Source organism: Flavobacterium erciyesense (assembly GCF_018069925.1).
Taxonomy (GTDB): domain Bacteria; phylum Bacteroidota; class Bacteroidia; order Flavobacteriales; family Flavobacteriaceae; genus Flavobacterium; species Flavobacterium erciyesense.
The window spans coordinates 176,619-191,054 of sequence record NZ_JAGPXB010000004.1 but is presented as its reverse complement, the minus strand read 5'-3'; the positions used below and the strand labels follow the sequence as shown (position 1 = coordinate 191,054).

At 35.8% G+C, this 14,436-nt stretch carries 17 protein-coding genes and 2 tRNA genes; 8 read left to right on the top strand and 11 right to left on the bottom strand.

Annotated features, from left to right (window positions below; translation table 11 throughout):
- Positions 1–22: 22 nt before the first annotated feature.
- The gene (locus KBJ98_RS06580) at positions 23–844 is read left to right on the top strand and encodes a purine-nucleoside phosphorylase (RefSeq protein ID WP_210788884.1); all 822 of its coding nucleotides are present in this window, start codon (positions 23–25) and stop codon (positions 842–844) included.
- A gap of 1 nt (position 845) precedes the next feature.
- Here the strand turns inward: KBJ98_RS06580 and KBJ98_RS06575 are convergent, their stop codons facing one another.
- The gene (locus tag KBJ98_RS06575; protein ID WP_210788882.1) at positions 846–1,085 is read right to left on the bottom strand and encodes a hypothetical protein; all 240 of its coding nucleotides are present in this window, start codon (positions 1,083–1,085) and stop codon (positions 846–848) included.
- A gap of 195 nt (positions 1,086–1,280) precedes the next feature.
- Here KBJ98_RS06575 and KBJ98_RS06570 point away from each other — a divergent pair, with 195 nt between their 5' ends.
- Entirely contained in the window at positions 1,281–2,846 is a 1,566-nt protein-coding gene (locus tag KBJ98_RS06570; protein ID WP_210788881.1) for an NAD(P)/FAD-dependent oxidoreductase, read from the top strand.
- Between the two features lie 112 nt (positions 2,847–2,958).
- Here KBJ98_RS06570 and KBJ98_RS06565 read toward each other — a convergent pair whose 3' ends face one another.
- From KBJ98_RS06565 to msrB, 3 genes are all read right to left on the bottom strand, one after another.
- Positions 2,959–4,266, bottom strand: a complete 1,308-nt coding sequence (locus KBJ98_RS06565) for an amidohydrolase (RefSeq protein ID WP_210788880.1) — start codon at positions 4,264–4,266, stop codon at positions 2,959–2,961.
- A 176-nt stretch (positions 4,267–4,442) separates the two neighbouring features.
- A complete protein-coding gene (gene msrA / locus KBJ98_RS06560; RefSeq protein WP_210788879.1) occupies positions 4,443–5,048 on the bottom strand; it encodes a peptide-methionine (S)-S-oxide reductase MsrA in 606 nt (201 codons plus the stop codon).
- 1 nt (position 5,049) lies between these two features.
- Positions 5,050–5,607 (bottom strand): peptide-methionine (R)-S-oxide reductase MsrB, encoded by a 558-nt coding sequence (msrB, locus tag KBJ98_RS06555; RefSeq protein ID WP_210788878.1) that lies wholly within the window; start codon positions 5,605–5,607, stop codon positions 5,050–5,052.
- Positions 5,608–6,077: 470 nt separating this feature from the next.
- On the opposite strand from msrB, the gene idi reads away from it, so the two are divergent.
- The 6 genes from idi to KBJ98_RS06525 all read left to right on the top strand — a co-directional run bounded on the left by idi (position 6,078) and on the right by KBJ98_RS06525 (position 8,373).
- Positions 6,078–6,617 carry an isopentenyl-diphosphate Delta-isomerase gene (idi, locus tag KBJ98_RS06550; RefSeq protein ID WP_210788877.1) on the top strand — a complete coding sequence of 180 codons (540 nt, stop codon included), beginning with the start codon at positions 6,078–6,080 and terminating at the stop codon, positions 6,615–6,617.
- A gap of 23 nt (positions 6,618–6,640) precedes the next feature.
- Complete coding sequence (locus KBJ98_RS06545; RefSeq protein ID WP_166136434.1) at positions 6,641–7,051, top strand: 6-pyruvoyl trahydropterin synthase family protein; 411 nt, start codon at positions 6,641–6,643, stop codon at positions 7,049–7,051.
- Positions 7,048–7,512 carry a peroxiredoxin gene (locus KBJ98_RS06540; protein ID WP_210788876.1) on the top strand — a complete coding sequence of 155 codons (465 nt, stop codon included), beginning with the start codon at positions 7,048–7,050 and terminating at the stop codon, positions 7,510–7,512. The genes KBJ98_RS06545 and KBJ98_RS06540 overlap by 4 nt, the downstream gene beginning before the upstream one ends.
- 221 nt (positions 7,513–7,733) lie before the next feature.
- The gene (locus tag KBJ98_RS06535) at positions 7,734–8,000 is read left to right on the top strand and encodes a hypothetical protein (protein ID WP_166136440.1); all 267 of its coding nucleotides are present in this window, start codon (positions 7,734–7,736) and stop codon (positions 7,998–8,000) included.
- Between the two features lie 78 nt (positions 8,001–8,078).
- A tRNA-Thr gene (locus KBJ98_RS06530) sits at positions 8,079–8,152 on the top strand.
- 147 nt (positions 8,153–8,299) lie between these two features.
- Positions 8,300–8,373 (top strand) — tRNA-Thr (locus tag KBJ98_RS06525).
- A 292-nt stretch (positions 8,374–8,665) separates the two neighbouring features.
- Here the strand turns inward: KBJ98_RS06525 and KBJ98_RS06520 are convergent.
- The 7 genes from KBJ98_RS06520 to KBJ98_RS06490 form a co-directional block, all read right to left on the bottom strand.
- A complete protein-coding gene (locus KBJ98_RS06520; protein ID WP_210788875.1) occupies positions 8,666–9,370 on the bottom strand; it encodes a DUF4369 domain-containing protein in 705 nt (234 codons plus the stop codon).
- A 199-nt stretch (positions 9,371–9,569) separates the two neighbouring features.
- Entirely contained in the window at positions 9,570–11,432 is a 1,863-nt protein-coding gene (locus tag KBJ98_RS06515; RefSeq protein WP_210788874.1) for a M61 family metallopeptidase, read from the bottom strand.
- Positions 11,433–11,540: 108 nt separating this feature from the next.
- A complete protein-coding gene (locus KBJ98_RS06510) occupies positions 11,541–11,894 on the bottom strand; it encodes a hypothetical protein (protein ID WP_210788873.1) in 354 nt (117 codons plus the stop codon).
- 55 nt (positions 11,895–11,949) lie between these two features.
- Positions 11,950–12,228 carry a DUF2805 domain-containing protein gene (locus KBJ98_RS06505; protein ID WP_210788871.1) on the bottom strand — a complete coding sequence of 93 codons (279 nt, stop codon included), beginning with the start codon at positions 12,226–12,228 and terminating at the stop codon, positions 11,950–11,952.
- Positions 12,229–12,425: 197 nt separating this feature from the next.
- Positions 12,426–13,034, bottom strand: a complete 609-nt coding sequence (locus KBJ98_RS06500; protein WP_210788869.1) for an alpha-ketoglutarate-dependent dioxygenase AlkB family protein — start codon at positions 13,032–13,034, stop codon at positions 12,426–12,428.
- Positions 13,035–13,039: 5 nt separating this feature from the next.
- A complete protein-coding gene (locus tag KBJ98_RS06495) occupies positions 13,040–13,393 on the bottom strand; it encodes a DoxX family protein (RefSeq protein WP_210788868.1) in 354 nt (117 codons plus the stop codon).
- Positions 13,394–13,460: 67 nt separating this feature from the next.
- The gene (locus KBJ98_RS06490) at positions 13,461–14,414 is read right to left on the bottom strand and encodes a DMT family transporter (RefSeq protein WP_210788866.1); all 954 of its coding nucleotides are present in this window, start codon (positions 14,412–14,414) and stop codon (positions 13,461–13,463) included.
- Positions 14,415–14,436 lie beyond the last annotated feature (22 nt).

Genomic DNA, 14,436 nt, shown 5'->3' with positions numbered 1-14,436 from the left:
TTACCAATAATAGTTTTATAATATGACATATTTACAAAAGATTTTAGAATCAACAGAATTTTTAGTTTCAAAAGGAATAGCAAGTCCATCACTTGCAGTGGTTTTAGGAACAGGTTTAGGAAAATTTTTAGACCATCTGGTAGTTGAGCAGACCATTGATTATGGTGATATTCCGCATTTTCCAGTTTCAACTGTTGAATTTCATAAAGGCAAATTAGTAATTGGAACAATTGGCGACAAAAAAGTAATTGCCATGCAAGGCCGATTTCATCTTTACGAGGGATATTCTTTGCAGCAAGTGACTTTCCCCATCCGAGTATTGCATCAACTGGGAGTAAAGCATTTGTTATTAAGCAATGCTGCCGGCGGAATAAATAGTGCTTTTAAAAAAGGCGATTTAATTTTACTAGATGATCACATCAATTTGCAAGGAGGTAGCCCGCTTTCTGGATTAAATAGTTTTGAATACGGAGGCATTTTTCCGGACATGAGCGCGCCTTATGATGGATTTTTGAATGAGAAGTTTCAACAAATAGCTGCGAAGTCATCTCTTGAATTAAAAACGGGAGTGTATGCTTCTGTATACGGACCGCAACTTGAAACCCGTGCGGAATACCGCTATTTAGGTCGAATAGGTGCTGATATGGTAGGGATGAGTACCACGCCAGAAGTAATAGTAGCCAATCAGTTAAAACTGCCGTGCGCTGCAGTAAGTGTAATTACTGACGAATGCGATCCAGATAATTTAAAACCTGTTGATATCGCCGAAATTATTGCAATAGCTGGCAAGGCCGATGAAAAATTAAGCCAATTATTTGTTGACGTGATCAACAGTTTAGCCTAATTTATTCTTGGTACAACTCGCCACGATGAGGTTTTAGTGCATCACGAACAGAAATCATGTTCTCATCGGTCACAACCATAAAGGCAATAGCTTGCATTTCGCCTTGTACAGTGAAACCAGTAATGGATAAGGGTAGTTTTTCGATTTGAATGTATTCTTTTAAATGGATTTCGTGGTGCTCGGCTGTTTTGGCTGCTGCTGGTCCGCGGAAATCCCAAATTAATTTTATTTTTCTTGACATTTTGTATCGTTTTGGTGCTTGATATTTTTCGAGCACCAAAGGTACAAAGACTATTTTAAAAAGGGAGTCTTTCCCTATTTTCAAAAGCCTTTATTGGAGCGCTACTAGATGTCAGTTCAAAATAGTACTTTTGCAAACTGATTCCGAGTTTCAATATTCTACTTGGTAATCTGTAGAATCCAATACGTTAAAAAAATGCCGCAAGAACTCTTATTACAAGTCTCTCCCGAAACCGCAGCAAGTGAGTCGCTTTTAAAAACTCATTTGTCAAAACAAATCAAAGTTGCTGTTCAAGATATTGATCATGTTGTAGTTTTAAAAAGGTCAATTGATGCGCGCCAAAAGGCCATCAAAATAAACCTTAAACTATCAATTTTTTTAAAAGGTGAGCTGTTTCAAGAGCAAAAGGTGCAACTTCCTGACTATCCAAATGTCACTTCTGCTCAAGAGGTTATTGTGGTTGGTGCAGGTCCAGCAGGTCTTTTTGCAGCTTTGCAATTGATTGAATTGGGTTTGAAGCCAATTGTAGTTGAAAGAGGCAAGGACGTTCGAGGACGACGCAGGGATTTAAAAGCTATAAATCGAGACCATATTGTTGATGAAGATTCTAATTATTGCTTTGGCGAAGGTGGGGCAGGAACGTACTCTGACGGTAAATTATACACTCGCTCTAAAAAACGAGGTGATGTAACCCGAGTTTTAGAATTGTTTGTTGCTTTTGGGGCATCGCCAGATATTTTGGTCGATGCACATCCGCATATTGGTACTAATAAGTTGCCGCAGATTATTCAAGACATGCGTGAAAAAATTATCGAATGTGGTGGTCAGGTTTTATTTGAAACGCGTGTTACGGATATTTTGGTGAAAAATAATGAGGTTGAAGGGATTGTAACCCAAAATGGCGATACCATTTTATCTCAAAAAATTATTTTAGCAACTGGTCATTCTGCTCGAGATATTTTTGAACTATTAGATAGAAAAAAGATTTTTATAGAAGCTAAGCCTTTTGCTTTAGGCGTGCGTGCAGAGCATCCGCAAACTTTGATTGATAGTATTCAGTACAGTTGTGATTATAGAGGCGAACACTTGCCGCCAGCGCCTTACAGCATTGTCAAACAAGTAGGAGGTAGAGGAATGTACTCTTTTTGCATGTGTCCGGGAGGCGTAATTGCTCCTTGCGCAACAAGTCCTGGAGAGGTGGTAACCAACGGTTGGTCGCCTTCAAAGAGAGATCAAGCTACCGCCAATTCTGGAATTGTAATTGAGTTGCAGTTGGCAGATTTTAAGCCATTTGCTAAGTTTGGAGCGCTAGCTGGAATGGAATTTCAAAAAAGTATTGAGCAAAGCGCTTGGCATCTTGCAGGAGAAAGTCAAAAAGCTCCTGCACAGCGAATGATTGATTTTACGCAAAGTAAAGTTTCATCTGATATTCCAAAAACATCTTATGTGCCTGGGACAACTTCAGTAGAAATGGGACAAGTTTTCCCTGGTTTCTTGACGCAGATTTTAAGGGAAGGTTTTAAAGAATTTGGAAAATCGATGCGTGGTTACCTTACTAATGAAGCAATTCTTCACGCACCAGAATCTAGAACTTCATCGCCGGTGCGCATACCTAGGGACGTGTATACTTATGAGCATGTTCAAATTAAAGGTTTGTATCCTTGCGGAGAAGGTGCAGGTTATGCTGGCGGAATTATTTCAGCTGCAATTGATGGTGAAAAATGCGCTCAGATGATTGCAACGGTATTAAAAAACAACTAGTTTTTATTTCAACCAAAATCACGACTTTCGTAAGTTTTTAATCTACCCTCAAGTTTTAAAATAAAATGCCGTTGTTTTTTGCTTTTTGAAGCAGGAACAACGGCATTACTTTTTATTTTTTGGAATTCATCTCCATATAATCAATGGTTAAATTTGATAAGGCTTTCATGCCCAATACAAATCCACTTTCGTCGATATAAAAATCTGGGGTGTGATGCGGTGCTGTTTCAGCAATTGGTTTTCCTTTTGGCGCACCACCAAGAAAGAAATACAAACCTCGGACTTTTTCTTGAAAATATGAGAAATCTTCGGCGCCTGTTACAGCGGGAGTTATTGAAACTTTATTTTTTCCAGCTGTGGCTTCCAGTGTGGGAACCATTTTTTCAGTTAGTTCAGGATCGTTGTATGTAATTAACGTTTGATTGGTAATTTTTACATCAGCTGTTACACCTGCGCTTTCTGCGATTCCCTTTACTACTTGGTTTAATCGATTGTGTAGCAGCTTTTGCACCTCTTTGTCAAGTGATCTGATGGTTCCCGTCATAATTAATTCTTCGGGAATCACATTAGAGCGAACACCTGCATTGATTTGACCTACGCTGATAACTGCAGCCGATTCTGAAAGGTTAACATTTCGGCTCACAATAGTTTGAATGCCCATAATCATCTGCGCTGCCGTAGCAATGGGATCTACGCCCAACCAAGGATAGGCTCCGTGTGTTTGTTTCCCTTTTAATTTAATAGTAAACCAGTCTGAAGCTGCCATTGTACCTTTCGAACGGTATTTAATTTGTCCTACTTCAGTTTGCGCATTAATGTGAAGTCCAAAAATAACATCAACCTTCGGATTTTGTAAAACGCCTTCTTGCACCATTAATTTGGCACCACCTTCTTCACCTTCTGGCGGACCTTCTTCGGCAGGTTGAAAAATGAATTTCACAGTTCCTTTTAAATCATTTTTCATTGACGCAAGGATTTCAGCAGTTCCCATTAGTATGGCAATATGTGTGTCGTGTCCGCAGGCGTGCATCACTGAAACAGCTTTCCCATTATATTCACCTTCTGCTTTGGATGCAAACGGGATAGCAACTCTTTCTTTTACGGGCAGTGCATCAATATCCGCTCTCAATGCAACTACAGGCCCGGGTTTACCTCCTTTTAAAATACCTACAACGCCTGTTTTTGCTACGCCTGTTTGTACTTCTAATCCTAAACTTCGTAAATGAGTTGCTATTTTTTCGGCTGTTTTAAATTCTCGATTGCCTAATTCAGGATTTTGATGAAAATCCCTTCTCCAAGAAATAACTTGAGATTCTAATGCGGTTGCTTTTTTGTCAATTTTTGCTTTTAATGATCCAGTTTGCCCGGAGCTTATGCTACTAACGGCTAGTAATCCTAATAGAGGAAAATATTTTTTCATGGTTTTTGGTTATTTGATGCAAGTTAAAATTTCCTGTGATTTTATTTTTATGTTTTCAAAGGAAAGGCTATCAAACAAATATATGGAATTTATAATTGTTCAGAAGGTAGTACTTGAACTTCAACCACTGCATAAAAAAAACGCCTTGTTCTCAGGGACAAGGCGTTGTTGTGGTATTACTTTTTTTTCAATCTGTTTTTGAATAATTTTTCAAATTTTTCTAGTTTGGGTTGAATGACCATCTTACAATAAGGCTGTGAACTATTGTTTTTGTAATAATTTTGATGATACGACTCGGCTTTGTAAAATGCAGTCAATGGCTCAAGCGTGGTTACAATTGGGCTATCGTATACCTTGGCTTTGCTTAAATCTTTTATCAAAGCTTGTGCTGCTTTTTTCTCATTCTCGTTCTTGTAAAAGATAGCGGAGCGGTATTGCGTTCCAATATCAGCGCCTTGTCTGTTGAGTGTAGTTGGATCGTGAACGGTAAAAAACACTTTAAAAATCTCATCTAAATTAGTAACATTTTTATCGTAAGTAAGCTGCACTACTTCAGCATAGCCTGACTGACCCGTGGACACGTCTTCATAAGTGGGGCTGCTCGTTTTTCCGCCTGCATATCCAGATACGGCGCTTTGAACACCAATCAAATTTTCGTAAACTGCCTCAACACACCAGTAGCAACCACCAGCTAATGTGATGGTTTCTAAATTTGGTTTGGGCTTGTTTTGGGCAAATAATCCCGTTGTTAAAAGTAGGAAGGTAAAAAGTAGCTTTTTCATATTATTTGGCATCAGGTATAAAATCTAAAGCGATGGAGTTCATACAGTATCTTTTTCCAGTAGGCTCCGGACCGTCATCAAATAAGTGGCCTAAATGTCCGTCGCATCTTCCGCAAAGGGCTTCGATGCGCTCCATTCCTAAAGAATTATCTTTTTTATAAACGACACTGTTTTTATTGTCTTGTTCAAAAAAACTCGGCCATCCGCAATTGCTTGCAAACTTGGCGCCTGATCGGAAAAGTTTGTTTCCACAAGCGGCACAATAATAAGTTCCTTTTTCGTCGGTATTCCAATATTTACCTGTAAAGGGTCTTTCGGTATCTGCATTTCGAGAAACTTCGTAAACATCCTCGGGTAAAACTTTTTTCCATTCCGCATCGCTAACCTTTAACTTGGTTTGGTCAGTATTAGAGTAATATGGATTTCCAGGTTTTGAGATGGTGTTTGTTGCACTTACAACGACAGGCGCGGCTTGTTTTTTTGAAGTTTGTGCACACGCAGTAAGCATGAATAGCGGTACAATAAACAATTGACAAAGAATTCGTTGAGCTGTTTTCATGATTTTATTTTTTAATTTCAACACAAATGTAAATTGCTTTTTGCAATTAAAGTGTCGCCTAAAGGACAAATTAATACTTGTTTAAGCGAATTTTATAATAGTATTTACGGTTAAAAATTGTCTTTGGATTGATGCTGAGTCAACGATTCTAATAATTGAGCTTGAATTTTCAGAGTTTTTTTAATTTAAATGAGATTTTCATCTTGTTGAGTCAGTTTTGTGTAGAATAAAATTCTTTTTTTAATGTTTGAGAGGTATAAAAAAGCACAATTTTAGTTTTTTAAAAGATTTTCGCTCAGATTTACAGCTGATAATTTTTGTAAAAGCAATGCTATTTTGCAATAGAAATAGTTGATTTTTGCTTGAGGTATAAAGTATAATTTTGAATCATCATAAACGATTCAAAACGGAATGTTAAAGACTAAGGGGCAAATTATTTTTTTGTACTTTTGGAAGCATAATAAAGTAAAATGGTAGAAGAAAATGTAATTTTAGTAAATGAAAACGATGAGCAAATAGGCTTAATGCCTAAATTAGAAGCACATCAAAAAGCAGTTTTGCATCGTGCTTTTTCCGTTTTTGTTTTAAACAGCAGCAACGAAATTATGTTGCAGCAACGGGCACATCATAAATACCATTCTCCTTTGTTATGGACCAATACGTGCTGCAGCCACCAACGAGAGGGCGAAACTAATATTGAAGCAGGAAGTCGCCGACTTTTTGAGGAAATGGGTTTCAAAACTCCGTTAAAAGAACTTTTTCATTTTATTTACAAAGCCCCTTTTGACAATGGATTAACCGAGCATGAGCTTGATCATGTCATGATTGGGTACTCTAATGAAGAACCCAATATTAATCCCGAAGAAGTTGAAGCGTGGAAGTGGATGAAAATTGAAGATGTAAAAACCGATATGCTGCAGCATCCTGATTTATACACTGTTTGGTTTAAAATTATCTTTGATGAGTTTTACCACTATCTAGAAGAACATAAAAGTCCATTAGCGCCTTAAACGCTTACCCTAATACTATCAATATGAGAGTTACTATTTCGAGAAAAGCCCATTTTAATGCGGCGCACCGTTTGTACCGTAAGGATTGGACCTTTGAACAAAACGATGCTATTTTTGGTAAATGCAATAATCCTAATTTTCACGGTCATAATTACGACATGACGGTTAGCGTAACGGGAGCTATTGATCCTGAGACAGGTTATGTAATGGATGTGAAGTTTTTGAGCGATATTATAAAAGAAGAGGTTGAAAATCAATTTGATCACAAAAACTTGAATTTGGATGTGCCAGAGTTTAAAGATTTGAATCCTACTGCCGAAAATATTGTAGTTGTAATTTGGGATAAAATCAGAAAAAGAATCAAACCTGAGTTTGATTTAGAAGTAGTTTTATACGAAACGCCGCGTAACTTTGTAACCTATCGAGGAGAATGAAAGAGCTAAAAGTTGGTGATGTGATTCCGCATTTCACCGCAACGGATACCGAAGGGAATTTGTTTGACAGTAAGACTGTTTTAGGTCAAAAGCCTCTGGTAATTTATTTTTATCCAAAAGATAATACACCGGGTTGTACCGCACAAGCTTGCAGTTTCAGAGATCAATATGAAGATTTTAAGGAATTGGGTGCTGAAGTAATTGGAATAAGCGGAGATAGTACTAGTTCGCACCAAAAATTTGCCAAGCAATTTAAGTTACCCTTTATTTTATTGTCGGATAGTAACAAAGCCATTCGTAAACTTTTTGGAGTACCAACGGGTTTGTTCGGATTGATGCCGGGCAGAGTAACCTATGTAACTGATAAGAATGGAGTGGTTCAAATGATTTTTGACAGTATGATGGCAACCAAACATATTCCTAAAGCGCTACAAGCTATCCAAAAGTTAACTTCTAAGTAGATTACGTTTTTATATACACGAACCGTTGCGTGCTGATTGTAAAAAATAGAGAAGCGGTTGCGAAGATTATTTTTCAGCAAGCAACAGTTTTAGGTCCTAAAGTAGTTCATACTTAACGGAAAAGCTTCTATTTTAGAAATTTACAAATCATAGCAGCTAATAGAAAGATTATGTGTACTTTTGCAAACGCAAATTAAAATTCAAATTTTAAATAAATAGAAATGGCAAACGTTAAAAATTTAAAGAAAGACATCAACTACGTTTTAGGAGATATTATTGAGGCAGTTTACTTGTTCGAGATTTCAACTACAGGAAAACCAACTACTGAAACTAACAACTTAATTGACGAAGCTATTGCTGCTTTTGATGTTTTGATTACAAAAGTAAACGCTAAAAACGTTGAAAATAAAAAAGCACACTTCAAGCAAATTAATGTTGAGTTGGAACAAACTGCAAATCAATTGATTGCTAAAATCAACGAATTGTAGTCGAAAAAACCGATAAAAAAGTGTAAATTTATTTTGGAGAAGTCAAATTCATCCTTATATTTGCACCGGAAATGAGACGCCAGCGTAGCTCAGTTGGCTAGAGCAGCTGATTTGTAATCAGCAGGTCGTGGGTTCGAGTCCCTCCGCCGGCTCATTGTAAAAACCACCTTTTTAGGTGGTTTTTTTTGTTTTATACTTAAGTTGTTCAGTTGCAACGGCTTTGAATTTTAATAAAAATTTCTTTTAAAAAAGATTTGTATTATTCAAAAACCGCTGTATATTTGCACCCGTAATGAGTCGCCAGCGTAGCTCAGTTGGCTAGAGCAGCTGATTTGTAATCAGCAGGTCGTGGGTTCGAGTCCCTCCGCCGGCTCTTCGATAAACCATCTAACTTTTGTTAGATGGTTTTTTTTTGAACTATATCCAAGGAGCTATGTGCGTTGTCAATTGTACTAGTTTTTTATTTGAGTAGCTTTATAATTCACTATGTGCAATTGCTTTTAATTATTTCTTAATACTACTTTGTTGTTTTTAACGTCTGCTAAGCGATTAAAATATTTTTTAAAATAAAGTTGTGTTTTTTAATTTTAGTTGCGCACAAAGCAAAAAAAAACCACCTCCTTGAAAGGAAATGGTTTTTATGATGGGGAAATTTTTGGAATTGATTACTGCTTTGCGGAAGTTACAAATTTAGTTAGTTTTTTACCATACAGCGATTGTGCTACTTTTGGAGACATCGCCTTTTGAATGGTATCTAAATATTTTATGTTGATGTCGTAAATCTCAGATAAGGCAATGTATGGTGCTACTTCAAGATCTCTGTTGTTCAAAGCAAAATTAGTTGCAAACAAATACCTGCGTTTTAGGTTAGAGTCTTGTTTGGCTGATAAACTATCAACTACAGCATTGTTTTGTCTTTTGATCGCTTTGAATTTTTTTTCAACCAAGGTTAAATTCTCATCTGTGAAACGGCTTTTTATTTTTTTATACTCTTCAAATACATCATTGTTTTTTGATCCTGTTACAACAGCATCGGCTAAATAATTATCTAATGAGGTTTCGATGGTTAGATTTCCTGGTTCTGCAAAAAATGATAGGTTATTATCTAATGAATTGGTTACTCCACGGTCTAATGACAGATATAACATTTCAGGAGATTCAAGTGTAAAGTGACTTTCAAAAGTAGATTTACCATCAATTTTAATAGAATCAAGAATTACTAATGAAGTGTCAACGATGCGCTGAAGGTATAAAGTTCCGTTTTTTAATCCTTTGATATTTCCGGTGATATGCACATTGCCTTTTGATTCTGTTTTAGAACATGCCGCTAGAACAAGTACTCCAAGCACTGCTAAAATTGATTTTTTCATTTGAGTTTGATTGTTTTTGATAATTCATTTTTGCGTTATTACTGGAATTTTTGCCCAGAAACGACCCCAAGTTTGAATTTGTTATTTTCGCGCAAAATAAAGAAAATTGTTGGAATGAACGGACGCTAGTTTCATATTTTGACAAAAAAAATCCTAATTCATTTCTAAATTAGGATTTGTTATATTGTTTACTCTTTTATTAGCCTTTCAACCAAGCATCTTTGAGTGTTTTTTTAGTTGAATCTGAGGCATTGAGGCTTTCTACTTCTTCGTAAGGTAGTTTTACTTTACCTGTAATCACTTGTTCTTTGCTATTACGTTTTATTTTTATCACAATTGTTTCGTCTTCTTTCCATTTTTGACTATCGGTAATCAAGTCGTAAATGTTTTCCAAGCTGTAAGCTTTGTTATTAAAAGAAAGTAGTACATCATCACCTTTTAAACCTAATGAAGTGAAAAAGACGTTCAATTCATTATTAGGTAAAACCAAAATTTCTTTTGTAGCTTGATTTACTGTGATGTAAGGTGTTTGGCCTTTTAAAAATACATTTCCAGGCGATTTTGTAGTTGTTTTAGAGACTCCCACTTTGGCTAAGAAATCTGCATAAGGTATTGGAGTAGGTCCTGCAACATAGGTGTTCAAGAAATCGCCAACTTCTGGATAAGTAAATGAAGTGATTTTGGCAAATAACTCCTCGTCATTAAATGGTTTTGAAGCGCCGTATTCAACAGATAATTTTTGCATTAAGTCTAAGATACCTCTTTCGCCATTACTTTTTTCGCGAATAATTATATCCAAACACATTCCTATCAGAGCTCCTTTTTCGTAGACGTTTAGGTATTGTGCTTTGTAAGGCTCTGTCAGAACATTGGCGCTCATGGTTGTAAATGGCATAGTGTCATTCATTTTAGATGCGTTTTCGATCTTTTGAGCCATTCGAGTGTAAAAATCTTCTTCGGTGATTAGGCCTTGGTTGATTTGGAACAAATTGGCGAAATACTCAGTTACCCCTTCGTACATCCATAAGTGTTTTGACATTTTTGGTGTATTGTAATCAAAGTAATGGATCTCTTTCGAGTGAATGGTTAATGGAGTTACAATATGAAAAAACTCGTGCGAAACTACATCTTTCATATTTTTTACTAATTCGTCTTTTGGCAATACTTCAGGCATTACAACCGTTGTAGCTGTAGGGTGTTCTAAAGCGCCAAAACCCTTAGCATCATTAGGTTTCATGCTTGATAAATACAACAATACGGTGTATTTTTTAGTTGCATTGATTTTGCCCATAAATGTTTTTTGAGCAATCATCATTGTTTTCATTTCAGGCGTGATGCTTTCTGCAGTTATTTTGCCGCCAGGCGAAAATACTCCAATCAAAATTTCCATTCCATCAACAGTAAAGGTAGTATAGTCAGGTTTGGCATACATCACCGGATTTTCGATCAATTCAGCATAACGAGGCATGCTAAATACGTCATTGGTTTGACTTGCATCTCGATCAGTCATTGAGGTAGCTCCCCACAAGTTTGCAGGATGGGCAATGTTTACGGTATATGGCAAGTCGTTTTTGTCTTTAAAAAAACCTACAAAACCGTGCATGTTCAACATGAAATTAGTTCCTGAATCAATATTAGTTCCTGCTGGTGAAAACACATCGTTATTGCCAAAACCATTACCTTTTTCGGTGTCAAAAGTATCATTTACCAAATAAGTAATTTTCGCTAATGTTTTTGCATTTTTTATTATCCAAGTATTTTCATCTGCTTTGCTAGTGCTTAGTAAATTTCCTTTGCTGTCAAATGCTTTAAAGTCTTCGATGTATTTGCCGTAATCATCAACAGAGTAGGTCCCTGGAATTATCTTTGGGACACTATATGTTGTTTCATCAGCATTTATTTTTGGAGCAACAACGGTAACCAAAACCTTGTCGTCTTTTACATCCGTTAAGTTAATGTTTACATTAATTTGTTCTTTGGCTTTTGCCGATGTTACGGTATTTGTTGTTTTACAACTCCATAGTACGCTTGCAAGCGCTAAGGAATAAAGTATTCTTTTCATTGTGTATATTTAATTTTGCTTATTGGTCGGTGTAAAGCACCATTTGTTACAATTGTAGTTTTTAAAAAAGTAAAAGAGTTTGGCTTTTATCGTTTTACAATTGGAATACTATGTTTGATAGTGGAACTCTTGGATTAAAGCTAGTGTTTCTAGAGTATTGGGTACTTCAATGAATAATTTTTTGAAAGTATGATTTTGTAATTCTACAATGATACTTTTCGATTTGTCGCACACATCCCAAAAGTTTTTACCGTTTTGGTAATAGGTTCCTGCTGTAATAAGTCCTGGTATTTCGGTACCAGGACATCTAAAACCTTGCCAAAATTTAATTTCAGTTTCATCCTGATAAGCTTTCGTAATTTGATCTTGTCTAACCGTTATTTGATTTTCAAAAGCCCATAATTTATGCCATCCTTGAATTTCAAAAGTTAAACAATCATCTTTTTTAGTAACGTGAACCATGTTTTTTGGTGGTTTAAAACAAAAAAACTCCTGATAAATTCAGGAGTTTTCAGTATTAGTCTAATTTATTCTTTATGTAATATTTGCCGTCTAAGTCTTCATCAAAATCGTCTATTTTGAGTGGTTTTGGTTTTGGTTTATTTGCGATTGCTTTCTTTTTCCACATTTCGAATTTTTCAACTGGCATTTTCTTTTTCATGATTTCGAGAATCTCTTTTTCTGCCAGACCAAATTCTTTTTTTATGATTTCAAAAGGATTTTTTTCTTCTAAAGCCATAGCAACAAGTTTTTCTGTTTGCTCCCAGTTTAATTCTTTTCGGTTACTCTTTTTCATCACGTGAAAATTAATTCAAATAAGTTGTTAATGATTAATAAATTACAATTGTATTTGATATCAATATTAATAAAAAAAGTAATTAGTTTTCATCAAATACCGTTTTTTTTTACGCTCTTTCCAAATTTTTCTTTTAAATGTACTTGTATGAGTGGTGTTTTTTAAAATTGGAATGTAGGATATCGTTTTTGGAAGAGTTATTTTATGATTCTAAACGTTAAATTGATTCGGTTGCCAACTGGTTTTGCGGTTTTCGGAATTTGATGTTTCCAGCAATGTTGCGTGGTTCCTTGCATGAGTAAAAAACTTCCGTGCTCTAGGGTTATGCTTTTCTTTAAATTGGTAATCTCGTTGTGCTTGAGTTGAAATTGTCTTTCGGCGCCAAAACTAAGTGATGCAATTACCGGATTAACACCTAATTCTTTTTCGTTATCGGCATGCCAGCCATTGCTGTCTCTTCCGTCGCGGTATTGATTGAGTAGCACAGTGCTAAAATGCGTTTGGGCCACAGCTTCTACTTTCTCCTTTAGCTGAAGTAAAAGTGGCGACCAAGGATGCGGTTGCATGGTGATATTAGAATACGAATAGGATTTTCCCTCGTTGCCAAACAAAGCGGTAAGGCGTGGCTGCGGATGCACTTTGCCAAAAACACGAATATCGTCTTGTTGCCACGGGATATTTTGAAGCAAATCAGTAAAAATTCGGTCGGCTTCTTCTTTTGAAAAAAACTGAGGAAAGTATTGAATGTCTGCATCAGGAAGCTGAAGTAAAGGCGATTCCGAAGAATTGACAAACAAGGAGTTCATGGCTTTTAGGTGTATTGGTACGCCCAAAACATTAAAGCGAACTGCAATGGCATGCGCAAAAGCAATAACCATTTAGGTAAGCCCATATGTGCTTTTGGGTCAAAATACATGTACAAATGCGTTGGGAAAATAGCGATCAACAAAGCAATCACACCCCAAGCAGCATAGGTAGAGAGCACAGGTACACACAATGCGATTCCTAAAATAATTTCGGCAGCACCACTTGCGTAATTCATAAGCTTGTGGTTTGGGATGTAGGGCGGAATGATTTTTAAATACAATCTAGGATTGCGAAAATGATTGATTCCCGCAATGAAATAAATAAAAGCCATCCCGTACAAATGCCAAGGTAAATTCATGATAAATAGATTTGTCACGAATTTATAAAAATTTAAATGAAATTAGCATAAATGTTGTAAATAGATATTAAGCTTTTTTCTTAAAATTCACATTCATAATCACAATTGCCAAGATGATTAAAACAATTCCAACCCATTGAAGTAGAATTACTTTTTCGTTCAAAAGAAAATACGCCATAAGTACTGATACGGGGAGTTCCAGAGCCGAAACAATACTTCCCAAACCAATTCCTGTTAAAGGAAATCCTGCGTTTAAAAGCATTGGCGGAATAATTGTTCCAAATAGAGAAAGTATAATTCCCCATTTGAAGAAAATACTAAAATTAAAATCTTTTGCCGTAGAAAAAACTCCTAAAGCATCAGCTATTGCTGGAAATTCATTTGGAATTATTTGTGTAATTAGTGCGAAAATTAAAACCATTATTCCGCCACCAAAAAGCATGTAAAGACTTCTTTGCGCCGATGAAATTTCGGTTGCAATTCTATTTGCAGTAAACATGGTTGTGGTAAATGAAGTTGCTGCTAACAATCCAAAAAAGATTCCTAATGGATTTAATTTCACATCTGAATTTAGTAAGTTAGTTGCTAAAACAGTACCAATTAAAACAATAATTACAGATATAGTTTTGACTTTAGAAGGAGCTTTTTTCTCTAAAAACCATTCTAATAGCACGCCAATCCAAACTGTTTGCATTAAAAGAACAATAGCAATTGAAACAGGAATGTCAAATTTTACCGCTAAATAATAAAAAACGCTCGTTAGTCCAGTTGAAGTTCCAGCAAGCATTAATTGTGATTTGTTTTTTTTAGATGCTTTCACCGCTGTATTGTTGTTTCGGTTTCTTTGAAATGCATTGATTAATAAAATTCCAATAATTCCAAAAACAAATTGTGAAACAGTTACTTCTGCAGTTGTATAATTTTCATCATAAGCCATTCTTACAAAAGTTGCCAGCATTCCGTAGCTTGTAGCGCCTAATCCAACTAAAAAAACTCCTTTAAGTACACTATTATTTATCATCTTTGTTTCAAATTTTAAAAGC

What these genes read in the sequence shown, in the direction of transcription:
- KBJ98_RS06575 (WP_210788882.1), bottom strand. Translation starts at nt 1,085, where the DNA reads ATGTCAAGAAAAATAAAATTAATTTGGGATTTCCGCGGACCAGCAGCA.
- idi (WP_210788877.1), top strand. Translation starts at nt 6,078, where the DNA reads ATGGTAGAAGAAAATGTAATTTTAGTAAATGAAAACGATGAGCAAATA.
- msrA (WP_210788879.1), bottom strand. Translation starts at nt 5,048, where the DNA reads ATGAAAAAGCTACTTTTTACCTTCCTACTTTTAACAACGGGATTATTT.
- KBJ98_RS06490 (WP_210788866.1), bottom strand. Translation starts at nt 14,414, where the DNA reads ATGATAAATAATAGTGTACTTAAAGGAGTTTTTTTAGTTGGATTAGGC.
- KBJ98_RS06565 (WP_210788880.1), bottom strand. Translation starts at nt 4,266, where the DNA reads ATGAAAAAATATTTTCCTCTATTAGGATTACTAGCCGTTAGTAGCATA.
- KBJ98_RS06500 (WP_210788869.1), bottom strand. Translation starts at nt 13,034, where the DNA reads ATGAACTCCTTGTTTGTCAATTCTTCGGAATCGCCTTTACTTCAGCTT.
- KBJ98_RS06515 (WP_210788874.1), bottom strand. Translation starts at nt 11,432, where the DNA reads ATGAAAAGAATACTTTATTCCTTAGCGCTTGCAAGCGTACTATGGAGT.
- KBJ98_RS06510 (WP_210788873.1), bottom strand. Translation starts at nt 11,894, where the DNA reads ATGGTTCACGTTACTAAAAAAGATGATTGTTTAACTTTTGAAATTCAA.
- KBJ98_RS06570 (WP_210788881.1), top strand. Translation starts at nt 1,281, where the DNA reads ATGCCGCAAGAACTCTTATTACAAGTCTCTCCCGAAACCGCAGCAAGT.
- KBJ98_RS06505 (WP_210788871.1), bottom strand. Translation starts at nt 12,228, where the DNA reads ATGAAAAAGAGTAACCGAAAAGAATTAAACTGGGAGCAAACAGAAAAA.
- KBJ98_RS06495 (WP_210788868.1), bottom strand. Translation starts at nt 13,393, where the DNA reads ATGAATTTACCTTGGCATTTGTACGGGATGGCTTTTATTTATTTCATT.
- KBJ98_RS06545 (WP_166136434.1), top strand. Translation starts at nt 6,641, where the DNA reads ATGAGAGTTACTATTTCGAGAAAAGCCCATTTTAATGCGGCGCACCGT.
- KBJ98_RS06535 (WP_166136440.1), top strand. Translation starts at nt 7,734, where the DNA reads ATGGCAAACGTTAAAAATTTAAAGAAAGACATCAACTACGTTTTAGGA.
- KBJ98_RS06520 (WP_210788875.1), bottom strand. Translation starts at nt 9,370, where the DNA reads ATGAAAAAATCAATTTTAGCAGTGCTTGGAGTACTTGTTCTAGCGGCA.
- KBJ98_RS06540 (WP_210788876.1), top strand. Translation starts at nt 7,048, where the DNA reads ATGAAAGAGCTAAAAGTTGGTGATGTGATTCCGCATTTCACCGCAACG.
- KBJ98_RS06580 (WP_210788884.1), top strand. Translation starts at nt 23, where the DNA reads ATGACATATTTACAAAAGATTTTAGAATCAACAGAATTTTTAGTTTCA.
- msrB (WP_210788878.1), bottom strand. Translation starts at nt 5,607, where the DNA reads ATGAAAACAGCTCAACGAATTCTTTGTCAATTGTTTATTGTACCGCTA.